The sequence below is a fragment of the Pseudoglutamicibacter cumminsii genome, from assembly GCF_016907775.1.
In the GTDB taxonomy this organism is placed as follows: Bacteria; Actinomycetota; Actinomycetes; order Actinomycetales; family Micrococcaceae; genus Pseudoglutamicibacter; species Pseudoglutamicibacter cumminsii.
In genome coordinates, this window is the sequence record NZ_JAFBCO010000001.1 from 1,983,678 (window position 1) to 2,004,774 (window position 21,097).

The 21,097-nt window shown below is 59.8% G+C and carries 15 protein-coding genes; 2 read left to right on the forward strand and 13 right to left on the reverse strand.

Annotation, left to right across the window (positions count from 1 at the left end; all coding sequences use genetic code 11):
- The first annotated feature begins 85 nt into the window (after positions 1–85).
- Positions 86–838, forward strand: a complete 753-nt coding sequence (locus JOD50_RS09015; protein ID WP_204881260.1) for a hypothetical protein — start codon at positions 86–88, stop codon at positions 836–838.
- Here the strand turns inward: JOD50_RS09015 and JOD50_RS09020 are convergent.
- From JOD50_RS09020 to JOD50_RS09055, 8 genes are all read right to left on the reverse strand, one after another.
- Positions 798–3,080, reverse strand: coding sequence for a RelA/SpoT family protein (locus JOD50_RS09020; protein ID WP_204881261.1), 2,283 nt, complete (start codon positions 3,078–3,080; stop codon positions 798–800). The two genes, JOD50_RS09015 and JOD50_RS09020, sit on opposite strands and share 41 nt — an antisense overlap.
- 196 nt (positions 3,081–3,276) lie before the next feature.
- Complete coding sequence (gene secF, locus JOD50_RS09025; RefSeq protein ID WP_204881262.1) at positions 3,277–4,272, reverse strand: protein translocase subunit SecF; 996 nt, start codon at positions 4,270–4,272, stop codon at positions 3,277–3,279.
- A 1-nt stretch (position 4,273) separates the two neighbouring features.
- The gene (secD, locus tag JOD50_RS09030; protein WP_204881263.1) at positions 4,274–6,031 is read right to left on the reverse strand and encodes a protein translocase subunit SecD; all 1,758 of its coding nucleotides are present in this window, start codon (positions 6,029–6,031) and stop codon (positions 4,274–4,276) included.
- A 97-nt stretch (positions 6,032–6,128) separates the two neighbouring features.
- Positions 6,129–6,521 carry a preprotein translocase subunit YajC gene (yajC, locus tag JOD50_RS09035; RefSeq protein ID WP_204881264.1) on the reverse strand — a complete coding sequence of 131 codons (393 nt, stop codon included), beginning with the start codon at positions 6,519–6,521 and terminating at the stop codon, positions 6,129–6,131.
- A 148-nt stretch (positions 6,522–6,669) separates the two neighbouring features.
- Entirely contained in the window at positions 6,670–7,728 is a 1,059-nt protein-coding gene (ruvB, locus tag JOD50_RS09040) for a Holliday junction branch migration DNA helicase RuvB (protein WP_204881627.1), read from the reverse strand.
- Positions 7,729–7,779: 51 nt separating this feature from the next.
- The gene (ruvA, locus tag JOD50_RS09045; RefSeq protein ID WP_204881265.1) at positions 7,780–8,418 is read right to left on the reverse strand and encodes a Holliday junction branch migration protein RuvA; all 639 of its coding nucleotides are present in this window, start codon (positions 8,416–8,418) and stop codon (positions 7,780–7,782) included.
- A gap of 124 nt (positions 8,419–8,542) precedes the next feature.
- A complete protein-coding gene (gene ruvC, locus JOD50_RS09050; RefSeq protein ID WP_101629371.1) occupies positions 8,543–9,169 on the reverse strand; it encodes a crossover junction endodeoxyribonuclease RuvC in 627 nt (208 codons plus the stop codon).
- Positions 9,170–9,240: 71 nt separating this feature from the next.
- Positions 9,241–10,002 carry a YebC/PmpR family DNA-binding transcriptional regulator gene (locus JOD50_RS09055; protein ID WP_204881266.1) on the reverse strand — a complete coding sequence of 254 codons (762 nt, stop codon included), beginning with the start codon at positions 10,000–10,002 and terminating at the stop codon, positions 9,241–9,243.
- A 173-nt stretch (positions 10,003–10,175) separates the two neighbouring features.
- Here JOD50_RS09055 and JOD50_RS09060 point away from each other — a divergent pair, with 173 nt between their 5' ends.
- Complete coding sequence (locus JOD50_RS09060) at positions 10,176–12,188, forward strand: M3 family metallopeptidase (RefSeq protein ID WP_204881267.1); 2,013 nt, start codon at positions 10,176–10,178, stop codon at positions 12,186–12,188.
- A 113-nt stretch (positions 12,189–12,301) separates the two neighbouring features.
- Here JOD50_RS09060 and pdxS read toward each other — a convergent pair whose 3' ends face one another.
- The 5 genes from pdxS to dnaE all read right to left on the reverse strand — a co-directional run bounded on the left by pdxS (position 12,302) and on the right by dnaE (position 20,611).
- Complete coding sequence (gene pdxS / locus JOD50_RS09065; RefSeq protein WP_101629374.1) at positions 12,302–13,195, reverse strand: pyridoxal 5'-phosphate synthase lyase subunit PdxS; 894 nt, start codon at positions 13,193–13,195, stop codon at positions 12,302–12,304.
- A 172-nt stretch (positions 13,196–13,367) separates the two neighbouring features.
- Entirely contained in the window at positions 13,368–14,039 is a 672-nt protein-coding gene (gene pgsA, locus JOD50_RS09070; RefSeq protein WP_204881268.1) for a phosphatidylinositol phosphate synthase, read from the reverse strand.
- A gap of 2 nt (positions 14,040–14,041) precedes the next feature.
- Complete coding sequence (locus JOD50_RS09075; RefSeq protein WP_204881269.1) at positions 14,042–14,620, reverse strand: HIT family protein; 579 nt, start codon at positions 14,618–14,620, stop codon at positions 14,042–14,044.
- Complete coding sequence (thrS, locus tag JOD50_RS09080) at positions 14,613–16,634, reverse strand: threonine--tRNA ligase (RefSeq protein WP_204881272.1); 2,022 nt, start codon at positions 16,632–16,634, stop codon at positions 14,613–14,615. Before thrS ends, JOD50_RS09075 begins: the two co-directional genes overlap by 8 nt.
- Positions 16,635–16,708: 74 nt before the next feature.
- Positions 16,709–20,611, reverse strand: coding sequence for a DNA polymerase III subunit alpha (dnaE, locus tag JOD50_RS09085; protein WP_204881273.1), 3,903 nt, complete (start codon positions 20,609–20,611; stop codon positions 16,709–16,711).
- Positions 20,612–21,097 lie beyond the last annotated feature (486 nt).

Here is a 21,097-nt window from a genome sequence, read left to right on the forward strand (position 1 = left end):
GTCAGCTGACGTCCGGGCCCGGAGTTATCCACAGGATAACTCCGGGCCCTTGTCATGTGCGGATAGGAGCTTGAACCATAGAGCTATGAGTCGTGGCCAGAACGTGCTTGATATCCCGAAACCGCAACCAGATCTGTTGCCGATCCCCCACACCAAAAGCCGTTTGTGCTCGGTTGCGTTGTGGGATGAAATGCGTGAGGGGCTTCCGCAGGCTGAGCTCGCCGCAGGCATCAGGGATGACCTCATCCGACACATCCTCGGACCGCTCTACGCGGCCTTGCCGGTCAGCCTAGACCCTAAGGTTCGATGGGCAGCGCTCTATCGCTTCCAGGTTGCGCTTGCCGCGGAAGGCATCAAGAACAGCGTTTTTGACCACGAGAGCGCGTTGTGGGCCTGGCTCGGAGGGAAACCCCCGACGAGCTTGAGTGTGCGTGCACGGGCCATCAGCCGCCGTTTCAGAGCCTTCGGCGGCGTCAACATTTATATCGCCCCGTTGAATCTGGGCCAGAGAGACATCGCGTATGTCGAAGGTGTGCGGGTTGTAGCCCCTTTGAGCCTAGCTGTAGAGCTCGCCGGGTCGATTGCGAGCGACGCGGATGTTCCAAGAACTAAGATCGCTCGTCTGATAACGGACTATCCGGACCGGGTCGCGGCAACCTTTGATCCCAAAACCGGGCACAGCCCCGTGGAATGTGAGCTGAGCCCCGAAGACGTTGACATGATGCTTGCGCAGTGCGATCGCTTCGCAAGGTTTGGGACTAAGCGTCAGACCCTCGTCAAGCGGCGACTACGCGAGATCATTGCTGATCTTCTGACGACCCGCCCAGAACTCGGCTGACATCATAGACACCTTCGATCCGGCGAATCGCGGCGAAAATGTGGCTCATAAAGTCCGGCTCTCCGAGCTGGAAACGGAAACGGGATATCGCCGTACGGTCCTTCGTGGTCCATAGGTTCGCCGACAAAATGTTGACGTGATTCTCTGAAAGCACCTTCGTCACGTCACTCAGAAGCGAATGGCGGTCCAGCGCTTCAACCTGAATCTCGACGGTGAACACGGTGTGGGCGCGTGGATCCCACGCGACGTCCACGATGCGTTCGGCTTCGGCCCCGCCCAAGTTCGCGATGTTAGGGCACGCTGCACGGTGAACCGTCACGCCAGAACCGCGCGTCACGAAGCCCTTGATCGAGTCTGGCGGAACAGGCGAACAGCACGGAGCGAGCTTTGCCATGACATCGCGGGATCCCTGAACAATGACTCCCGACGAGCTCGGCTGCGACCGGTGAGAAGTACCCTGCCCTGACGTGAAATCAAGCCCTGGCTCCGGCGCAGCGACCTCGGGCTCGCCCGTCAGGCTCGTGATGTGCTCCATCACGTTCTTCGAGGAGACGTGTCCTTCGCCCAGCCCGGCATAAAGTCCCGTGATGTCCTTGTAGTGAAGCTCTTGAGCGACCGCGTTGAGGATCTGAGCGGTCATGAGTTTCTGAAGCGGCAGTCCGGCCTTGCGAATCGCTTTAGACAGCAGTTCCTGGCCCTTTTCGACCGCTTCCTCGCGGCGTTCCTTCAAGAACCACTGACGGATCTTGGTGCGGGCACGCGGCGAGGCCACGAAATCTTGCCAGTGACGAGACGGACCAGCGTTCTCGGCTTTAGAAGTCAGAATCTCGACCTGATCCCCGTTATTCAGCGGTGTATGCAACGGGACGAGCTTGCCGTTGACCTTAGCGCCGACAGCCCTATGCCCTACATCGGTGTGCACCGCGTAAGCGAAGTCAACCGGCGTCGAACCTAACGGAAGCGAACGTACCTCCCCCGCCGGGGTGAAAACGTACACCTCAGCAGAGTTGATGACGTAGCGCAGCGAATCAAGGAACTCGTCGGGGTCTTGGGTGTCTTTCTGCCACGCGACCAGACGGTTCAGCCAGTTGATGCTGGTCTCTTGGTCACTCTCCTGGGAGCCCTGCTTGTACTTCCAGTGCGCAGCGACACCGTATTCGGCACGCTGATGCATCTCATGGGTGCGGATCTGCACCTCGATCGGCCGGCCTCCCGGGCCGATGACCGATGTGTGCAACGACTGGTACATGTTGAACTTGGGCATCGCAATATAGTCTTTGAACCGGCCCGGAAGCGGGTTCCAGTGTGCGTGGATGATGCCCAAAACCGCATAGCAGTCTTTCACGGAATCGACGAGGATCCGAACCCCCATGAGATCGTGGATCTCGTTGAAGTCCTTCTTCCGGACCACCATCTTCTGGTAGACCGAGTAATAGTGTTTAGGCCGGCCCGTGATGACGGCCTTGATCTTCTGTTCGGTGAGGTTCGCTTCGATCGCCTGCCGAACCTGTGAAAGGTACCGCTCACGCTCTGGGGTTCGAGCCCCCACCATGCGAACGATCTCTTCATACACTTTCGGGTGCAGCACCGCGAAGGAAAGATCCTCAAGCTCCCACTTGACGGTATTCATACCCAGGCGGTGAGCAAGTGGGGCATAGATTTCGAGTGTTTCGCGAGCTTTCTTCGCGGCTGACTCTGGGTTGACGTACCGCCATGTGCGTGCGTTGTGCATGCGGTCCGCCAGCTTGATCATGAGTACGCGAATGTCTTGAGACATCGCGACGATCATCTTGCGCACGGTTTCGGCTTGTGCCGCTTCACCGTACGTGACCTTATCGAGCTTGGTCACGCCATCAACGAGCAATGCAATCTCGTCGCCAAAGTCTTTGCGGAGGGCCTCAAGCGAATACTCGGTGTCCTCAACCGTGTCGTGCAGCAGTGCCGCCGCGAGGGTCGCGCCAGTCAAGCCCATCTCGGCCAGGATGGTCGCAACCGCTACCGGGTGCGTGATGTATGGGTCGCCTGATTTCCGTTTGACCCCTTCGTGCCAGTGAGCGGCCACATCGTAGGCGCGTGTAATGAGTGTGAGATCCTCGCCCGGGTTCTGTGCCCGGACAGTACGGAGGAGCGGCTCAAGAATCGGTGGCGCAGCGGGGAACGACGAACGGCCAGAGAAACGGATCAGGCGCGACAAAGACCGGCCTCGGCGTGGCGGCTGTGAACCCACTCGCTGTTGCACCATGGCAGCGCTGCCTCCTCTTAGGCCAAGCGCGGAGCCTGGCTGTGTAAACACAATACGGTGATTGGGTCAGTCTAGACCAGGTGTGAAGGAAAAATCGCACCATGAAGCAGAGAAACCGTGGCGGAAGAGGTAGATACCTCGTCCCGCCACGGTTCACTGTCAGTCCATGGTTGCAAGACAACGTGCAACCGTGATCCTATGCGAGTGCTTCAGCCGACTCTTCACGATGCTGAGCGACTTCCGCATCGAGCTCCTTGACGTCTGCGTCGCCCTTACGCAACTGGTAGTACAGCGGCGCCTGAATGAACAGCGTCGACAACGTCGAAACGATGATGCCGACGAACAGCGCCAGCGCAAGGTCACCCAACGTACCGGCGCCCAGTAGCCAGTAGCCGATGAAGAGAATCGAACCAACCGGCAAGATCGCGACGACCGAGGTGTTGATAGAACGCACGAGCGTCTGGTTGACCGCTCGGTTGACCTTCTCCCCGAACGTCATGACGTACTTCAACGCCGGATCAGATGTGTTCTCGCGGATCTTGTCAAACACGACCACCGTGTCATAGAGGCAGTAACTCAGAATCGTCAAGAAACCGATCACAGCGCTTGGCGTCACTTCAAAGCCGACTGCCGCATAAATACCTGCGGTGACGATCATGACCACGATGAGGCCGCCAACTGCCGCGAGCGACATCTTCCAGGTACGGAAGTAGATCGCCATCAGCAACGCAACCAGAACCATGAATACGACCAAACCGATACCGGCCTGGCGGGAAACATCTGCACCCCAGGTTGGGCCGATAGCCGAGACCGAGACCTTATCGACATCGGTCTCATATGCCTCCGCGAGCGCGGCCTTGACATCGTCAGCCTGCTGACCCGTCAGCGGGTCAGTCTGAACGCGCATCGTGTTGGAAGCCAGGTGAGTCGTGCGAGCGTTCTTATCAGGAATCACCGCGTGCGCCGCATCATCACCAAGCTTAGGGTCAGTCTTATGGACCTGAGCCACCTGGAACTCGTTACCACCCCGGAAATCGATACCAAGGTTGAAGCCCCCACGCACGACCGGCACCAAGACCGACAGTACGATCAAAACCAACGCAATACCGAACCACAGCTTGCGCTGACCAATGAAAGGATACGAACGCTTACCCGAGTAGAGCTCGTTACCCCACGTTGCTAACTTCGCCACGTTAGTTCTCCTCTACTTTCGGTGATTCAGAACCCTGAGTGTTCTCGCGGGCTTCAAGCTCTTCAGCTCGGCGACGCTCGGCGATGGTCATACGACGCTGTGCCTCACGGTTGGCCCCACTACCCTTCTTACCGTCCTTCTTGCCGTCCTGCTGTGCATCGCCGGTTTGGCGACGCACCCGAACACGACCTGCACCTGCATACAGCGGTTCAGCACCCAAAAGACGTGGGTCAAGACCAGACATACGGTGGCCCTCGGAGAAGAACCGCATGCGGCTCAGCAACTGCAGCATCGGGTGCGTGAACAGGAACACCACGAAAATATCGGCAACCGCAGTCAGACCCAACGTAAACGCGAAGCCCTTGACGTTACCTACAGCCACGAAATAGAGGACAACGGCCGCGAGAATGTTGACAGCCTTGGAAGCCAAAATCGTACGACGTGCACGGTTCCAGCCCGTCTCAATGGCCTGCTGCAGCCTACGACCCTCGCGCAACTCGTCACGAATACGTTCGAAGTAGACGATGAACGAGTCGGCCGTCAGACCAATCGAGACAATCAAACCCGCGACCCCCGCCAACGACAAGCGGTAATTAGCGCCCCACCCCAGCAGAACGATCGCAAGGTAGGTCAACGTGCCCATGATGATGAGCGAGGCCATCGTGACCAGACCCAGAACGCGGTACTGGAAGAACGAATAGACAGCAACCAGAACCAAACCGATCAGGCCCGCGATCATGCCGGACTTCAGCTGGTCAGCACCGAGCTTGGCCGATACCTGAGTCTCAGTAGGGATGTTGAAGCTCATCGGCAACGCACCATAGCGCAACTGCTCTGCGAGCTCCTGAGCAGATTCCTGGGTGAAGTTACCGGTAATCGACGAGCGACCATCGGAAATGACCACCAGCGACTGCGGAGCCGAAACCACGCGGCCATCCAGCACAATCGCGAACTGATTCTTAGGAGGCTGCGAGGAAGTCAGGCGCTGTGTGACAGTCTTGAACGCATCGGCACCCTTCTTGTTGAAGGTCAATGCAACTTCCCAGCCGCCCGTCGTGTAGCCCTGAGAGTTCTGCTCTGGACGCGCCTCAGCATCAGTGATGTCCGAGCCCGAAACCTCAACCGGACCCAAGAGGTACTTCGCCTGCAACGGCGGATCGAGCTCACACGCAATCGCGGGCTCATCAGCCTTAAACGTCGTGCGCTCCTTCTTGTTCATCTCCGCCTCACAGTCCCACTGCTGGAACTGACGGAACAGCTCAGGAGTAACCCATGCGTCATCCGAACCGTGCTTAGGCTTCCCCTTAGGCTTTGGGATGTCCTTGATCGGAGTCAGATCCTTCTCAGGCGTCGCGGTGATGTCCTGGCTCGCCGTGATCACCGGACGGAACTGCATTTGAGCAGACGACTTTATCAGGTTACGGGTCTTCTCATCAGGGATACCCGGCATCGCGACGACGATGTTCTGGTTGTTCTGAGTCGTCACTTCAGCTTCGGCAACGCCAGTGCCGTCAACACGCTGGCGGATAATCTCAACAGCTTGCTGCAACTGTTCAGAGGTGACCTTCTTACTTGGGTCATCCAACTTAGGGGTCAGCACCATCTCGGTACCGCCCTCAAGGTCCAGTGCAAGCTTAGGAAGCGCACCGGTCTTGCCAGCGACGACGCCACCGACAAGCACAGCAATCATCACGAGATGAATCACTGCAAGCCAGATGAGCGACCGACGCGCATGACGCTTGGGGCTAGATGTTGACATAGGGGTTTCTCTCAAACACGGGCAATGAACAAATAAAACTTTGTGGCAGCCTCAAAACCTCAACGTAAAGAGGGTCCGAAGCGCCGGACGCCAGACGTCAGCGCTGACCAGGTTCCTGAGAGCCGCCAAGGCCGTCTTGGTCCTTAGGCTCATCGGTCGAGGCGGTGTCGGCAACGCTTTCCTGAGGGAACTGAGCGATAGCCTGAATATGGAACATCACCCGGTTGCCTGGAGAGAGCTCCAGCAACACCTTGTTCTCGTCCTTGAAGGTGTCAACGACAGTGCCGAAGATGCCCGCAGTCGTCATGACCTCCGCGCCAGGAACGAGCTTGGTCTCGCGCTCTTCATGGGCCTTCTGCATCCGCTTACGGTTACGGAACATCGTAAAGACCAGGAAGATGACCATCAGGCCAAGCATCAGCAAGAGAGGGCTAAAGCCTCCAGTCTGTGCCTTTTCACCTTCGGCCAATAAATGCTGCGCGGAGAACACGGGGCTTCCTCAATTCAGGTTGTCGAAAACGTTGCATGATCTTGCGCACACTTAAAGCGCAAGGGAAACACCGATCTAGCCTAACCCACGCAACCGACGACTCGCCGCACATCCACCCTAGGTTTCAAACGAGGATTCGCACCAGGTTTCAGATCAGACGGCCCGTACCACCGGATTCTGGATCGCTCCCAGCAACAGAGCCCGGTGCACCTTCAGGAGGCGTCAGTCCGAGGTGCGCCCATGCCGCAGGGGTCGCTACACGCCCCCGTGCAGTGCGGCCAAGGAGGCCTTCTCGAACCAGATAAGGCTCAGCAACCTCCTCAACGGTTTCCGTCTCTTCACCCACCGAGATAGCGAGCGTCGACAAGCCAACAGGGCCACCGCCGAACTTGGTGCACAAGGCCAACAAAACCGAGCGATCCAAACGGTCCAGACCGCGCTCATCGACGTCGTACATATCCAAAGCAGCAGCCGCCTGCACCGCATCGATCCGGTCGATGCGATGCACGAGTGACCAGTCACGCACACGCCGAAGAAGCCTGTTCGCGATACGCGGGGTACCACGGGAACGTGACGCGATTTGCCGGTAGCCGTCGTCAGTGAGCCGCACATCGAGCATCACTGCCGAACGCCGTAAAACCATCTCGAGCTCTTCGACCGAATAGAAGTCCAGGTGTCCCGTGAAGCCGAACCGGTCCCTCAGCGGACCAGGCAAGAGACCCGCACGCGTCGTGGCACCTACCAATGTGAAAGGCGGCAGATCCAATGGAATCGCGGTAGCGCCGGCACCTTTGCCGACGACGATGTCGACGCGGAAGTCCTCCATCGCCAGGTAGAGCATCTCTTCAGCCGGGCGGGCAAGACGATGAATCTCGTCGAGGAACAAAACCTCGCCTTCGGACAGCGAAGACAAGATCGCCGCGAGGTCGCCCGCGTTCTGGATGGCGGGGCCCGAGCTAATGCGTAGCGGGGCCTGCATCTCAGCTGCAACGATCATCGCAAGCGTCGTCTTACCAAGCCCAGGAGGACCAGAAAGCAATACGTGATCGGCAACCCGGCCACGCAACTTCGAAGATTCGAGGACCAAAGATAGCTGCTCACGAACCCGCGACTGGCCCACGAACTCATCGAAGTTCTTAGGACGCATCGCAGCTTCAAGCGCGCGTTCCTCGGGTTCGCCCGTTGCGTCCACGAGTCCACGCGACATGTCATCTGCCATCTCGGTGCGTTCCTCTCCCCTTGCTGATTACCCGTGATGTTAAGACCGTACGCCGGACCCAGCGCCCACTCCACGCAACGTGGCTCGCAACAGCTCAGGAACCGAGGCTCCCGCCAGTTCAGGCTGTGCCTTGAGGGTCGCAGCCAGAACCTTCTTAGCTTCCTTCTCGGTCCAGCCCAAGCCCGTCAAACCTTCGATCACTTGGGCTTCCGCGGCTCGTACCAGAGCTTCGGACTCGGTTTCAGGAGCAGGTGCGGCCTCCGCTGGCGCGTCGCCTGAAAGAGTTAGCTTGCCCTTGAGCTCAAGAATGATGCGGCTAGCGGACTTAGGTCCAACGCCGGATACACGCGTCAACGCCTTGGTGTCCTCGCTTTGCACGGCGGCCGCTAGCTCGTCGGCGGAATGCACCGCGAGAATGGCTAGACCCAGCTTGGGGCCAATGCCAGAGACCGTCGTGATGACTTCGAAAACATCGCGGTCGCGTACCGTGCTGAAACCGAACAGCGTCATCGAGTCTTCACGAACGACCAGGCTAGTCGGGAGCGTCTCTTCCTCACCCACAGTGAGTTCCCCCAGCGTCCGCGGAACAGCGTTGACCAGATACCCCACGCCATTGACGTCGAGCACAACCGAGTTCAGATTCAACGCCACAACAGTGCCTCGAAGCTGAGAAATCATGTGTATGGACAACCTTTCACGGAGAAGACGCACGCGTCGTGCAGCAAAGAAGCGCCGCGACCCCCACTATATCCGAATATATCTTCGAACCTACGGATCGCATCGCGATGCCTAAGGAACAGCCTTATAGTCCTCTTGGCTTTCGGGCCCTAGCACGCAGCGCGGCCTCCGCGCGGGCCGAATTATTCGCGGCCTGAGCCTGGGCTTTAAGCCAAGCCCGCTGCGCAGGTGCAACCCCACTCTCATTAGAAGCCGACGCAGCAGCTTTAGACGCCGGATCAGCGCCACGCCAACCGTGAGCCAACGCGATAGCAATAGCATCCGCCGCATCGGCCGGTTTAGGAGCAGCCGCCAGCCGCAGAATCTTCGTGACCATCCGTCCAACCTGCTGCTTATCCGCCTGGCCACTACCAGTGACAGCGGCTTTGACCTCAGTTGGTGTGTGGAGAGCGACCGGAATCCCCCGCCGGGCAGCCGCAGCGATAATCACGCCCATCGCCTGAGCGGTACCCATCACCGTCGAAACGTTCGTATACGTAAACACGCGTTCGATCGCCAAAGCATCAGGCCGGAACTCATCCAGCCACGCATCGATTCGTTCGGAAATCGTGAGCAAACGCTGGTCCAGCGGGACCTCAGACGGCGAACCGATCACCCGGACATCCTCAAGCGTCGCCGTGCGGTCAGCACCAACAGAAACCAGGGCCAACCCGCAACGGGTCAGCCCTGGATCAACACCTGCTACTCGCACTCGCCAACCACCGTGTTAGCCATCGTGCGTGCCCCTAGGCGCGATGTAAGCAACAGTTTCTACCTCTTGCCTTACTCTTCGCCGAGCGCCTCAATGACCTCAGGGGTCATGTCAACGTTCGAGTACACGGCCTGGACGTCGTCGAGCTCTTCAAGCGCTTCTTCGAGCTTGATGAAGGTGCGAGCGGCGTCAACGTCCAACTCGACTTTCATGGTCGGAACGTATTCGACCTCGTCAGAGCTGTACTCAACGCCGGCTTCATCGAGGGCCTTAGCGACAGACTGCAACTCAGATGGCTCCGAGAGGATCGTGAAAGAATCGCCGACCTTGGTGATTTCCTCGGCATCAACATCAGCCGTGAGGACAACCTCCATGAGGGAATCCTCAGTGTGATCTGCCTCCGGCACGACTACGACGCCCTTGCGGTTGAAGAGGTAGTTGACCGAACCTGGGTCAGCGATCGTGCCGCCGTTACGGGTGATCGCCACGCGGGTTTCAGACGCCGCGCGGTTGCGGTTGTCGGTGAGGCAATGCACCAGAAGCGCGGAACCTTGCGGGCCGCGAGCTTCGTACATGATTTCGGTGTAGTCGACAACCTCACCAGTTAGGCCGGCGCCACGCTTGATCGCGCGGTCGATGTTGTCGTTCGGAACAGAGTTCTTCTTCGCCTTGTTGACAGCGACTTCAAGTGCCGGGTTGCCTTCAAGGTCCGGACCACCAGCACGCGCAGCAACCTCGATTTTCTTAATGAACTGTGCGAAAGCTTTCGCGCGCTTCGCGTCCAGCGCCGCTTTCTTGTGCTTGGTTGTTGCCCATTTGGAGTGGCCTGCCATGGTTCTCCGTCCCTATGTCAGCTGTTCTTTCGACACACCATTCTATAGCTTGAACGCTGAGATGGGCCGCTCCACGCCTCAAGGCCCGCTTTCAAGCACGGTTTACATCTGTTTTCGGAAGCCCGGCGCCCTCGAGAGTGACATCGCCTTGTTTTCTGTGAAAGAGTCTCTTCATGACTTATCTCACACAGCCAAGCGGGCTGCCATACGATTTCCCTGACTTCTCCACAGTCACACCGGAGCTGTTGCGCGACTCGGTTCGTGCGGGAATCAAGGCTCAAGAAGAAGCCGTCGCCGCCATCGTGAACAACACTGACGAGCCGACGTTCGCTAACACGTTCGAGGCCTTTGAGCTCTCGAGCGAGGGCCTGCACCGTGCCGCCGCTGTCGCGTTCCACCTGTTCTCTGCCGATGCGACCGAGCCGATCCAAGCTGTTGAAGCTGAGATCACTGCCATGGTTGCGGCACATCAGGACGCAATGACGCTCTATCCGGGCCTGTACGCCCGGATGCAGCAGGTCGATGCTGGCGCGCTTGAAGGCGAACAGGCGCGCCTCGTTGAGGTCACAATGCGGTCCTTCCGCGCAAGTGGCGCGGAACTTGATGCTGAAGGCCAGGAAAAGCTCAAAGGCTTGAATGCTCAGCTCACTGATCTGCAGACCGAGTTTGGTCGCCTCGCGATGCAGAACCTCGTGGACGCAGCGCCTACCCTCACGGAGGCGGAAGCCACGGGCCTCTCCCCTGCACGACTTGAAGCGACCCGCCACGCCGCTCAGACCGCAGGCGCTGATGGCCACCGCGTCTCGCTCGTGCTGCCAACCGTTCAGCCAGATGAGGCGATCCTTACCACCGCTGAAGGTCGTAAGAAGCTGCATGAGGCTTCCTCTCAGCGCGCATCGGACGGCAAGAGCTCGGCCATCGCCGCGCAAATCGCCGCGTTGCGCGTCGAGCGCGCCCGGTTGCTCGGTTTTGAGACGCACGCCGAAGAGATTCTGTCTCTGCGCTCGGAAACCTCGGTCTCTGCGATCAACGATCTGTTGGCTCAGCTGGCCAAACCTGCGCTCGCGAACGCGGCTAGCGAGGATGCACGCATCGCTGAAACGCTCGGCCTCGAGCCTCTGTCCCCCGAGGTTCCTGTGGCGCCGTGGGACCGTGCACGCGGGCTCAGCCTGGTTGATTCGCAGTCCGATGGGGTTGACGCGGAACTACTGCAACAGCACCTTGAACTCGACACAGTTCTGACCGAAGGTGTTTTCCGTGCAGCTGGATTGGTCTATGGGTTGAGCTTCACCGAGCGCAACGACCTGCCGCTTCCGCACCCGGACGCCCGCATCTGGGAAGTTTTCGAGGAAAACGGAGATGCGATCGGCCTGTTCGTCGGAGACTTCTTTGCGCGTGACACCAAGCGTGGTGGTGCCTGGATGAACGAACTGGCGCAAGGAGCACGTGCCGCAAATTCACGACCGATCATTTGCAACACGCTCAACATTCCTAAGCCAACCGGCGGGAACCCTGCATTGTGCACGTGGGATGAAGTCATCACGTTGTTCCACGAGTTCGGGCACGCGCTCCATGGCCTCTTGAGTGCCGCCCAGTACCCGTCGTTGGCTGGCACCAACGTGGGGCGCGATATCGTCGAGTTCCCATCCCAGGTCAACGAGATGTGGGCGGTGCACCCGGAGGTTCTCCCCCACTACACGAAGCATGCTCACACGGGGGAACCGCTTCCTGCCGAGCAGATCGAGAAACTCACCGCGATCAGCACGTGGGGCGAAGGATTCTCGACGAGTGAATATCTAGCCGCATCGATTCTGGACCTCGCGTGGCACCAGCGCACCGGGACCGATGTCGAGGCTGATCCGGCCGGGTTCGAAGCCTCAGCATTGCGTAATGCCGGCTTCAACCCGAACTCGATCGAGTCTCGCTACAAGACCGGCTACTTCCAGCACATCTTCGCTGGCGGCTATTCGGCCGGCTATTACTGCTACATCTGGTCGGAGATCCTTGATGCCGATGCGGTCGAATGGTTTAAGGAGCAAGAGGACATCCGTGCCGCTGGCCAGCTATTCCGCGACGAATTCCTGGCCCGCGGCAACACCCGCGATGCCCTGGAGAGCTACCGCGCATTCCGTGGACGCGACGCCCGCATCGACCCGCTGCTTGAGCGCCGCGGTCTGAAGGCGTAGGGCGGCTACGAGCCCGGACTCTGGACACGAAAATGGTGTGGGTGATGCAGATTTCTGCATCACCCACACCACGTTAAGAGTGAACAGGGATCTAGCCCTCTAACCTGGTTCGATTACCAGCCGCGCTCTTCGAGGCGGTGGTGCACTGGGATCTCGTCGACGTTGAGGCCAACCATGGCTTCGCCGAGACCGCGGGATACGTCAGCGATCACCTTCGGATCGTTGTAGTTCGCGGTTGCCTTGACCACTGCAGCCGCGCGGGCTTCTGGGTTGCCGGACTTGAAGATACCGGAGCCTACGAACACGCCGTCTGCGCCCAGCTGCATCATCATGGCTGCATCTGCTGGGGTTGCGATGCCGCCAGCCGTCAACAGCGGAACCGGAAGCTTGCCTTCGCGGGCGACCTCGACGACGAGGTCGTATGGCGCCTGCAGTTCCTTCGCGGCAACATACAGTTCGTCTTCAGCCATCGAGGTGAGGCGGTTGATCTCGGCGCGGATCTTGCGCATGTGGCCGGTTGCGTTGGAAACGTCGCCGGTTCCAGCTTCACCCTTGGAGCGAATCATCGCTGCACCTTCGTTGATGCGACGCAGCGCCTCTCCGAGGTTGGTCGCGCCGCACACGAATGGCGCCTTGAACGCGAACTTGTCCACGTGGTTCTCGTAGTCCGCTGGGGAGAGAACCTCGGATTCATCGATGAAGTCGATGTCGAGGGCTTCCAGCACCTGGGCCTCCACGAAGTGTCCGATGCGGACCTTCGCCATGACCGGAATCGATACTGCTTCCTGGATACCAACGATCATGTCGGGATCCGATGCACGCGAGACACCGCCCTGGGCACGAATGTCGGCAGGCACGCGTTCGAGAGCCATAACGGCCTTAGCGCCCGCGGCTTCAGCGATGCGAGCCTGTTCAGGGGTCACGACGTCCATGATGACGCCGCCAGTCAGATGGTCAGCAAGCCCACGGCGGACACGAGCTGCCTGCTGGTTCGGTTGTGCGTTCACGCGAACAATACCTTTCGGTCATCGAAATAGAAGATCAGGGAAAACTTGGGCTGATCGAGGCCAAACCCTTGTTCATGTTATCGGTCATTGCGTCCAACGGTGTGCACGGCTGTCATATCGAGCGAACAAAAGCGTCATATGACGTCCGAGATGATGGATTGTCAGCAATGAATCACCGGCGCGTCTGTGCCGATGCATGGCCGGCCCGGGCCTGGGAAACCACTGTGGCGATGCGTTGCCCGATCGTCAGGACCGAGCCGCCGCACACGGCGACAACTCCTCCGAACCACCACCACGAGTTCAAACCCAATCCCGTGAAACCGGTCAACACCAGCACGACGACCAAACGTTCGGAACGTTCCACGAAACCCACCGCGGCATCGAAGCCCAGCGCCTCGGCTTTAGCCCGCACATAAGAAACCAGCCCACCAGCAGCCATGAGGACCAGCGCGGCAGTGCCGAACATCGGGCGCCCGCCGCCGGTAAACCACCAGAACGCGAGCGTACCGAAAATAGCGAAATCAACCAGCCGATCCAGGGACGAATCGAGGAAGTTGCCCAGGGCACGGTCTGCCGTGGAGCGGGCTTGACCGTGCCCTGCTTCTGCTTGTTGGTCGAGGTAGCGAGCAAGCTGGCCATCGATCATGTCGGAAAAGATGAACAGCGTGATCGCGACCGTGCCCCAAAACAGCTGACCCCAGCTGTACAGAGCGACCGCGGAAACAGCGGCGCCGACCGAACCTAGTACGGTGACCAGGTTCGGTGTTGCGCCCGCGCGTGCCAGAGTACGCACGAGCGGGCGAAACAACGCCGTGAAGAATCCGCGGGCATACCGATCAAGCATCGCTAGTTGACCTCGTCCCAGCCCTGCTTCATGAGACGGAGCGTGTCTCCGAGAACCACCGGGATCGCTTTGGACTCAGCGATGATCGGGAAAAAGTTGGTGTCGCCGTTCCACCGCGGGATCACATGCTGATGCAAGTGAGCCGCGATGCCAGCGCCACCGGCCTGACCCTGATTCATCCCGAGGTTGAAGCCATCGGGTTTCGAGACGTGGGCGGCAACCCGCATCGCTTTCTGCGCGAGCGCACCCATCTCAGCTGTCTCTTCCGGAGTGATGTCGGTGTACATCGGCACGTGACGGTACGGGATGACCATCATGTGCCCCGGGTTGTACGGGTACAGGTTGAGGTTCACGAAGCAATGCTCGCCGCGGTAGACGATGAGCGCTTCCTGGTCGCTGCGTTGGGGGCCAGAGCAGAACGGGCACGTATGCTCGTCCTTGACTTGATCCTGACCCTTCTCGACGTAGGCCATCCGGTATGGAGTCCATAGACGGCCTAGTCGGTCAGAGGCTGAAGCGAGCTCGAAGTCGTCGGTGACCTCGGCGTCGTGATCCTGTTGAGGCTGTTCAGGCTCAGGCATGGTCAGTGTTGATCCGTTCGCGGACGTGCTTCACGATGCGCTCGATGGCTTCATCTACCGGTACCTGGTTGTCCTGGGAACCGTCGCGGTAACGGAACGAGACCGCGTTGGCTTCCTGATCCTCGCCGCCAGCGATGAGCGTGAACGGGATCTTTTCCTTGGATGCGTTGCGGATCTTCTTCGGGAAGCGGTCATGGCTGTCGTCCAACTCCGCGCGGATGCCTTCGGCTTTGAGACGGTCAACGACTTCTGCGAGGTAGTCGTTGAATACGTCGGCTACAGGGATCGCACGGACCTGAACTGGTGCGAGCCACGCTGGGAAAGCTCCCGCGTAGTGCTCGGTGAGCACGCCCATGAAGCGTTCGATCGAACCGAACTTAGCGGCGTGGATCATGACCGGTTCCTGGCGGGTTCCGTCAGCTGCCTGATATTCGAGTTCGAAGCGGGCCGGCTGGTTGAAGTCGTACTGGACTGTACCCATCTGCCAGGTGCGGCCGATCGCGTCACGGGCCTGGACGGAGATCTTCGGGCCGTAGAAGGCAGCACCGCCTGGATCTGGGACGAGGTCCACACCGGTCGAGATGGCTACTTCTTCGAGGATGCGGGTCGCTTCTTCCCACTGTTCGTCAGAGCCGATGAACTTATCGGAGTCTTCGTCACGGGTCGAGAGCTCGAGGTAGTAGTCGTCCATGCCGAAGTCACGCAACAGGGAGAGCATGAATTCGATGAGGTGACGGACTTCCTCTGGGGCCTGTTCCTTGGTCACGTAGGAGTGCGAGTCGTCTTGTGCGAAGCCGCGCACGCGGGTCAGGCCGTGGATCACGCCGGACTTCTCGTAACGGTAGACGTGTCCGAACTCGAACAGTCGCAGCGGCAGGTCGCGGTAGGAGCGGCCGCGCGACTTGTAGATGAGGTTGTGCATCGGGCAGTTCATCGCTTTGAGGCGGTATTCCTGGCCCGGCTTGGTCACGTTGCCGTCTTCGTCGTGTTCTGCGTCCACGGTCAGTGGTGGGAACATCGTGTCTGCGTAGTACGGGAGGTGTCCCGAGGTGTGGAAGAGGCCGGCACGCGAGATGTGTGGGGTTCCGACGTAGTCGAATCCTGCGGCTACGTGGCGGTCGCGAACGTAGTCTTCCATTTCGCGTTTGATGATGCCGCCCTTGACGTGGAAGACCGGCAGGCCGGAGCCGAGTTCGTCTGGGAAGGAGAACAGGTCGAGTTCGGTTCCGAGGCGGCGGTGGTCGCGGCGTTCGGCTTCTGCGAGGCGCTCTTGGTATTCCTTGAGTTCCTGCTTGGTTGGCCATGCGGTGCCGTAGATGCGCTGCAGCTGCTTGTTGTTTTCGTTGCCGAGCCAGTAGGCGGCGGCGCTGCGGGTCAGTGCGAACGCGTTGGAGATGATCTTGGTGTTCGGCAGGTGTGGGCCGCGGCAGAGGTCGCGCCAGATGACGTCGCCGGTCTTGCGGTCGATGTTGTCGTAGAGGGTGATGTCACCTTCGCCGATTTCAACGCTCATGCCTTCGCCGGAGGTTGCGGCTTCGTCGGCTTTGGAGAGCAGGATGAGCTTGTATGGCTCGTCTTTGAGTGCTTCGCGTGCTTGTTCGGAGGTGACGGTTTCGCGGCGGAAGGATTGGGTTTGGTTCACGATGCGCAGCATGCGCTTTTCGATGGCCTTGAGGTCTTCCGGGGTGAATGGTTCGTCGACGTCGAAGTCGAAGTAGAAACCGTCGGTGATGTATGGGCCGATGCCGAGCTTAGCTTCCGGGTAGAGTTCCTGGACGGCCTGGGCCATGACGTGGGCGGTCGAGTGGCGCAGGACGTTGAGGCCGTCTGGGCTGCTGATGTCCACGGATTCGACGACGGCGTCGGCTGGTACTTCGCGGTGGAGGTCCCACAGTTCGCCGTTGATGCGCATCACCACGGTGGTTTTTTGGTCTTTGAACAGGTCGAGTCCAGTTGTTCCCTGTTCCACCTCCCGCGCCTGTCCGTCGATCGTGAGGTTCAGGGAATCAGCCATGGTGGCCCGCCTTTCTTGTTCTATGGCTTTATGGTGAGTGGCATACCGAGACCACGACCAGCCAATGTCTCATTCTAGGACACGGAAGTGCGTGAAGCATCGTAGGACCGTTGTGTGTATTTGGCCCCGGTGTAGTTGACCCCTGTGTAGTTGACCTGGGTCCGGCGGCTGGTGTTGTAGAGGCTGGTGTTGTTGAGGTATCCGGGTTGTGGCGGGATCCGTTCGGGCGGGGTTTCAGCTGTGATGGGTTCTTGGAGGTCCCACGCGCGGATCGCTTGGACGCTCACGGCTCTCGGGCCGGTGCGGCGCGTGGTGCCTTCCACAAGCATGAGCCGTGATGAGAACACGAGTGGGCCGGCTTCTTCTTGGGCTTGAGCGAAGAAGGCGATGTCGACGCACCCGTGGCCGTCGTCGAGGCTGATGAAGACGACTCTCTCCCCCGAGCGCATCGGCGGGGTTTGGGTTGCTACTCGCACACCGGCCACGAGCACACGGGTACCTGAGCGAAGCTCGAGGAGCCGGTTCGAAGGGGTCGCGCCGACCGCATCGAGGTATGGGTAGTGCGTGTTCATGACGTGGCCGCTGATATCGGCCGCGGTGAGGTCGAGTTCGGTTCGGATGTTTTGTTCCGGCGTCGGGTCAGGGAACACGGGTGTGAGTGACGCTGTTTCAAGGTCTACACCGAGGTCGAGCGCGCCTTGACCGGGGATCGGGTGGTCGCGGCGCGTGCGTTGTGGCGTGTTGCGTTGAGCGTCTAGGTGGTGGATGAGGTCAGCGCGGCCACCTCTTCCGGGGATCAGGAAACGATCGAGCGCTCCGAGTTGGGCGAGCCGGACCATGCTGGATTTACTGATGCGGGCGCGGGAACGCACATCTGCGACCGATGTGTAGGGCGCGTTGGCGCTCAGCCGTTGCGCTTCGGCACTCGTGAGGCCGCCGACGAGCGACCACGACATGCGGATGCCGAGGTCTCCGCGTGTTTGAATCCCGGGAACTGGTTCGTGTGGAGTTTGTGCATGTTGAACCTGATCTTGTTCGGGTATGCGTTCGAGCTTAAAGGATGTGCTCGAGGTGTTGACGTCCAGCGGGAGCAATGGGATGCCTAGCCGGCGTGCTTCCGCGATGAGTAGCCGCTGCGGGTACATCCCCGGGTCGTGTTCGAACAGTGCGGCCATGAACGCTTCCGGGTGGTGGGTTTTCAGCCATGCGGATTGGTACGTGGGGATCGCGAACGCGGCTCCGTGGGCTTTGCAGAAGCCGAAGGAGCCGAAAGCGGCGAGGATCTCCCAGACTTTATCGATCACATCGACCTTGTACCCTTTCGAGAGCGCTTCTCGCCTGAACGCTTTTTCAAAGATCGGTTCCTTCTCTGGGTTTCCGATCCAGCGCCGGTACACGTCAGCACGGGCAAGCCCGCACCCTGTCATGGTGTCGATGATGCGTAGGACTTGTTCGTGGAACACGACGACTCCGTGGGTTTCTTTCAGGATCGGCGCGAGGTCTGGGTGTGGGACTTCCGTGTGCCGGAATCCGTGGCGTTGTTCCAGGAATGGGGTGACCATGTCTGATTGCATGGGGCCCGGCCGGAACAGGGAAATGTCGATGATGAGGTCGTTGAGTTCGATCGGGGCGAGTTTTCCGATGAGTTCCCGCTGCCCTGGGGATTCGATTTGGAAGATGCCCAGCGTGTTGGTCGTGCGGATCATCTCGAACGTCGTTTCATCGTCGAACGGGATCCGGTCTAGGTTGATGAGCCCATCGGGTGAGATCCACGGGATATCGCTACCGGCTTTCCTCATGAGCGCGGCCGGAGAATCAGGCACGGTGTCAGGGATGCTGATCCCCAACGCATCTGGAGCGCTGCCGCCTTCAGGGGTCTCACGCACCTGCTGGTCACGGCTACCTGGTTGCTGATACCAGCCTTTCAGTGAAGCCCGATCGTGTTGGCCTGCAGCATAGACCGAACGCGCATTCCCGTGGATCCGTTTGATCTCTTCGAGGGTGTAGGCGATCGCAGACTGCATCCGTACCCCGAGCACATCGAATTTGATGAGCCCCATGTGGTCCATGTCGTGTTTATCGAACTGGCTCATGGCCAAGCCCATGCCAGAAAGCTGAACCGGGGTCCGGTCCAGCAAAGAACTGTCCGATAGGATCACCCCGCACGGGTGCATCGAGATGTGGCGGGGCAACCGGTCCAAGCGCTCCGTGAGGTCGAAGAGTAAGTCCCACCTGTTGTTACCGGAGCGGCGTTCCGCTTCAAGCCGTTGCGAGAGCGGGGCAAGTTCCGGCATCTTCGCAACCGCATCCCGCACGTTCGCGGCGTTGAGCCGCCACAAGTTTTTAGCCGCCCGGTCGATGTCTTCGTTTTCCATACCCAACGCATATCCGGCGTCGCGGACCGCTCCCCTTGCCCGGTACGCGTTCTGCATCGACATCAGCGTGGTGCGGTTCTCACCGAAACGCTTAAACAGTTCCCTGTACACCGCATGGCGTTGAGCGGATTCAACATCCACGTCGATGTCCGGAAGGCTTGCGCGTTCACGTGAGAGGAACCGCTCAAAAATCAGGTCATGCTCCAAAGGGTTCACATGGGATACCCCTAAGAGGTACACCACAAGGCTCGATGCGCCAGAGCCCCGGGCGGCTGCCCTCACTCCCATTCCGTGGATGATGTCGGTCGCTGCGGCGACCGTGAGGAAATAGCTTGCAAAGCCCAGGTCTTCGATGATGCCCAGCTCATGTTCCAGGAGGTCCAGGGCGCGCTGACGCATCCGTTCAGCGCGCTCCGCTGAACGGTGCAGAACCGCTTCACCGCCCGGAGCGAACAACCGTTCGAGGCTGTCAAGACACCGTTGCCGTAGTTCACGCATCGGGCTGTTCTTAATCCCGATCACGTGAGCCTCAGGAACAACCGGTCTCCCCCATCCCATGTGCTCGACCGGATCGAGCACGCTCAGGGACGCGCACATTTGGGTTGAACGCAGCAGCTGCTCGGCACCCTGGGCGCCGAGTCCCGCAACTGAAGCCAACTCAGAAGCCACTTGATGCATGTGGGCACTCGGTTTCAGCCATCCTTGCCCATTGACTTGCGGACTCTCACCCCGCGCAGCGCTCGCCGCTATACCCGCTGCCGCGCTGGAATTTCTTGCCACAGCACTGGAACCACCTGCCGATGCGATGGAACCCAGTGGGGTCATGAGACGCACCGCGTCCACAACATCGGCGGTCGCAGCACCGTCCGGGGTCGCGTACCGCACAGCGTTCGTCAAGACCGAGGCAACGCCACTCTCGCGGGCTGCCTTCCACATGCGTAGAGCATGCGCATGGCTACAGCGCTGCCCCGGCCTAGACATATGGCTCACCAGCTCAACGAACAACGCATCCGTACCGACCGCCGCTTGCCACGATTTAAGCCTGCGCCGCATGACCGAATACCGCCGTCGGTACGCGGCATGCCCCACATCGGAATCCGGGCCTAAGAGCACACTGAGCCGCACCGTACCTTCAGAGTCAACGGCCGCTTGGCTTACATCGGCCCGGCTCACCCCCACGATCCCGTGAGGCTCCATCCCCCGCCGATGCGCCAACGACACAAGCCGCACCAGCGCCGAATACCCTTCCGTGGAACCGCGCGCAAGCACAACAACCCGCCCCGCGACAGTCGCACCGGAGGCAGTCACACCGGGGGCATCCGCGGCTTTAGAGCCAGCAGGCACGCCGGAGTCCCCCGCCCCCTCAAGCAGCGCGAGGTCCACCCCCAGAATCGGGGCAATGCCATGCTCAATACACGCAGCAACATGCTTGACCGCTCCATAGAGCCCGTCGCGGTCCGTGCAGGCTAAAGCCCAAGCGCCATCAGCCGCCGCTTGCACAACCAGCTGCTCCGGACGGTCGACACCGTAATGCGCGCTATACGCGGTAGAAACATGCAGATGCGGGAAACCTATCTTCCCTTCATGCACTGACCCGCTCATCGTTACCCAGCTACCTTCTTCACGCGCTACGCCGTAAAGGCTGAGAGGGCAGCTCGACGTTAATCAGTCGCCACCGGCCCGTTTCACAGTGCTGAGAAACGTACATCGTCTGAGGTTCAGACCGCGGGTTCAGCTGAACCTGCAACTGCCAGATCAGATGATCAACCACCCCCGGCCCAGAACCTTTAACGGCTCGGGGGTCCTCATTCCACCACGCTCTACGCTCAAACCATCGGACGGGTTCAGTACATACCTTCCAGGTGCGCCCTTGCCACAGAACAGCGCTCGGAGCACCCTGCTCGTCGCACCGCAATTCCACAGATTGAGTGAACATACTCATTTCCTACTTCTCACCGGCCGCCTGTGAGCTGGCTCGGCCATAACACTGGATGCGTGAGGCCTGGGAAGCGGAACCTCACACAATGAGAATCGAACATATGTTCGATAGGAAGACCTTAAGAATACCCCCTGACAGTTTGAACCGCA

Coding starts and splice junctions, on each gene's coding strand:
- JOD50_RS09075 (WP_204881269.1), bottom strand. CDS start 14,620: ATGCCTGAGCCTGAACAGCCTCAACAGGATCACGACGCCGAGGTCACC.
- JOD50_RS09055 (WP_204881266.1), bottom strand. CDS start 10,002: ATGGCAGGCCACTCCAAATGGGCAACAACCAAGCACAAGAAAGCGGCG.
- JOD50_RS09020 (WP_204881261.1), bottom strand. CDS start 3,080: ATGGTGCAACAGCGAGTGGGTTCACAGCCGCCACGCCGAGGCCGGTCT.
- ruvA (WP_204881265.1), bottom strand. CDS start 8,418: ATGATTTCTCAGCTTCGAGGCACTGTTGTGGCGTTGAATCTGAACTCG.
- JOD50_RS09015 (WP_204881260.1), top strand. CDS start 86: ATGAGTCGTGGCCAGAACGTGCTTGATATCCCGAAACCGCAACCAGAT.
- secD (WP_204881263.1), bottom strand. CDS start 6,031: ATGTCAACATCTAGCCCCAAGCGTCATGCGCGTCGGTCGCTCATCTGG.
- dnaE (WP_204881273.1), bottom strand. CDS start 20,611: ATGAGCGGGTCAGTGCATGAAGGGAAGATAGGTTTCCCGCATCTGCAT.
- thrS (WP_204881272.1), bottom strand. CDS start 16,634: ATGGCTGATTCCCTGAACCTCACGATCGACGGACAGGCGCGGGAGGTG.
- JOD50_RS09060 (WP_204881267.1), top strand. CDS start 10,176: ATGACTTATCTCACACAGCCAAGCGGGCTGCCATACGATTTCCCTGAC.
- ruvB (WP_204881627.1), bottom strand. CDS start 7,728: ATGTCGCGTGGACTCGTGGACGCAACGGGCGAACCCGAGGAACGCGCG.
- pgsA (WP_204881268.1), bottom strand. CDS start 14,039: ATGCTTGATCGGTATGCCCGCGGATTCTTCACGGCGTTGTTTCGCCCG.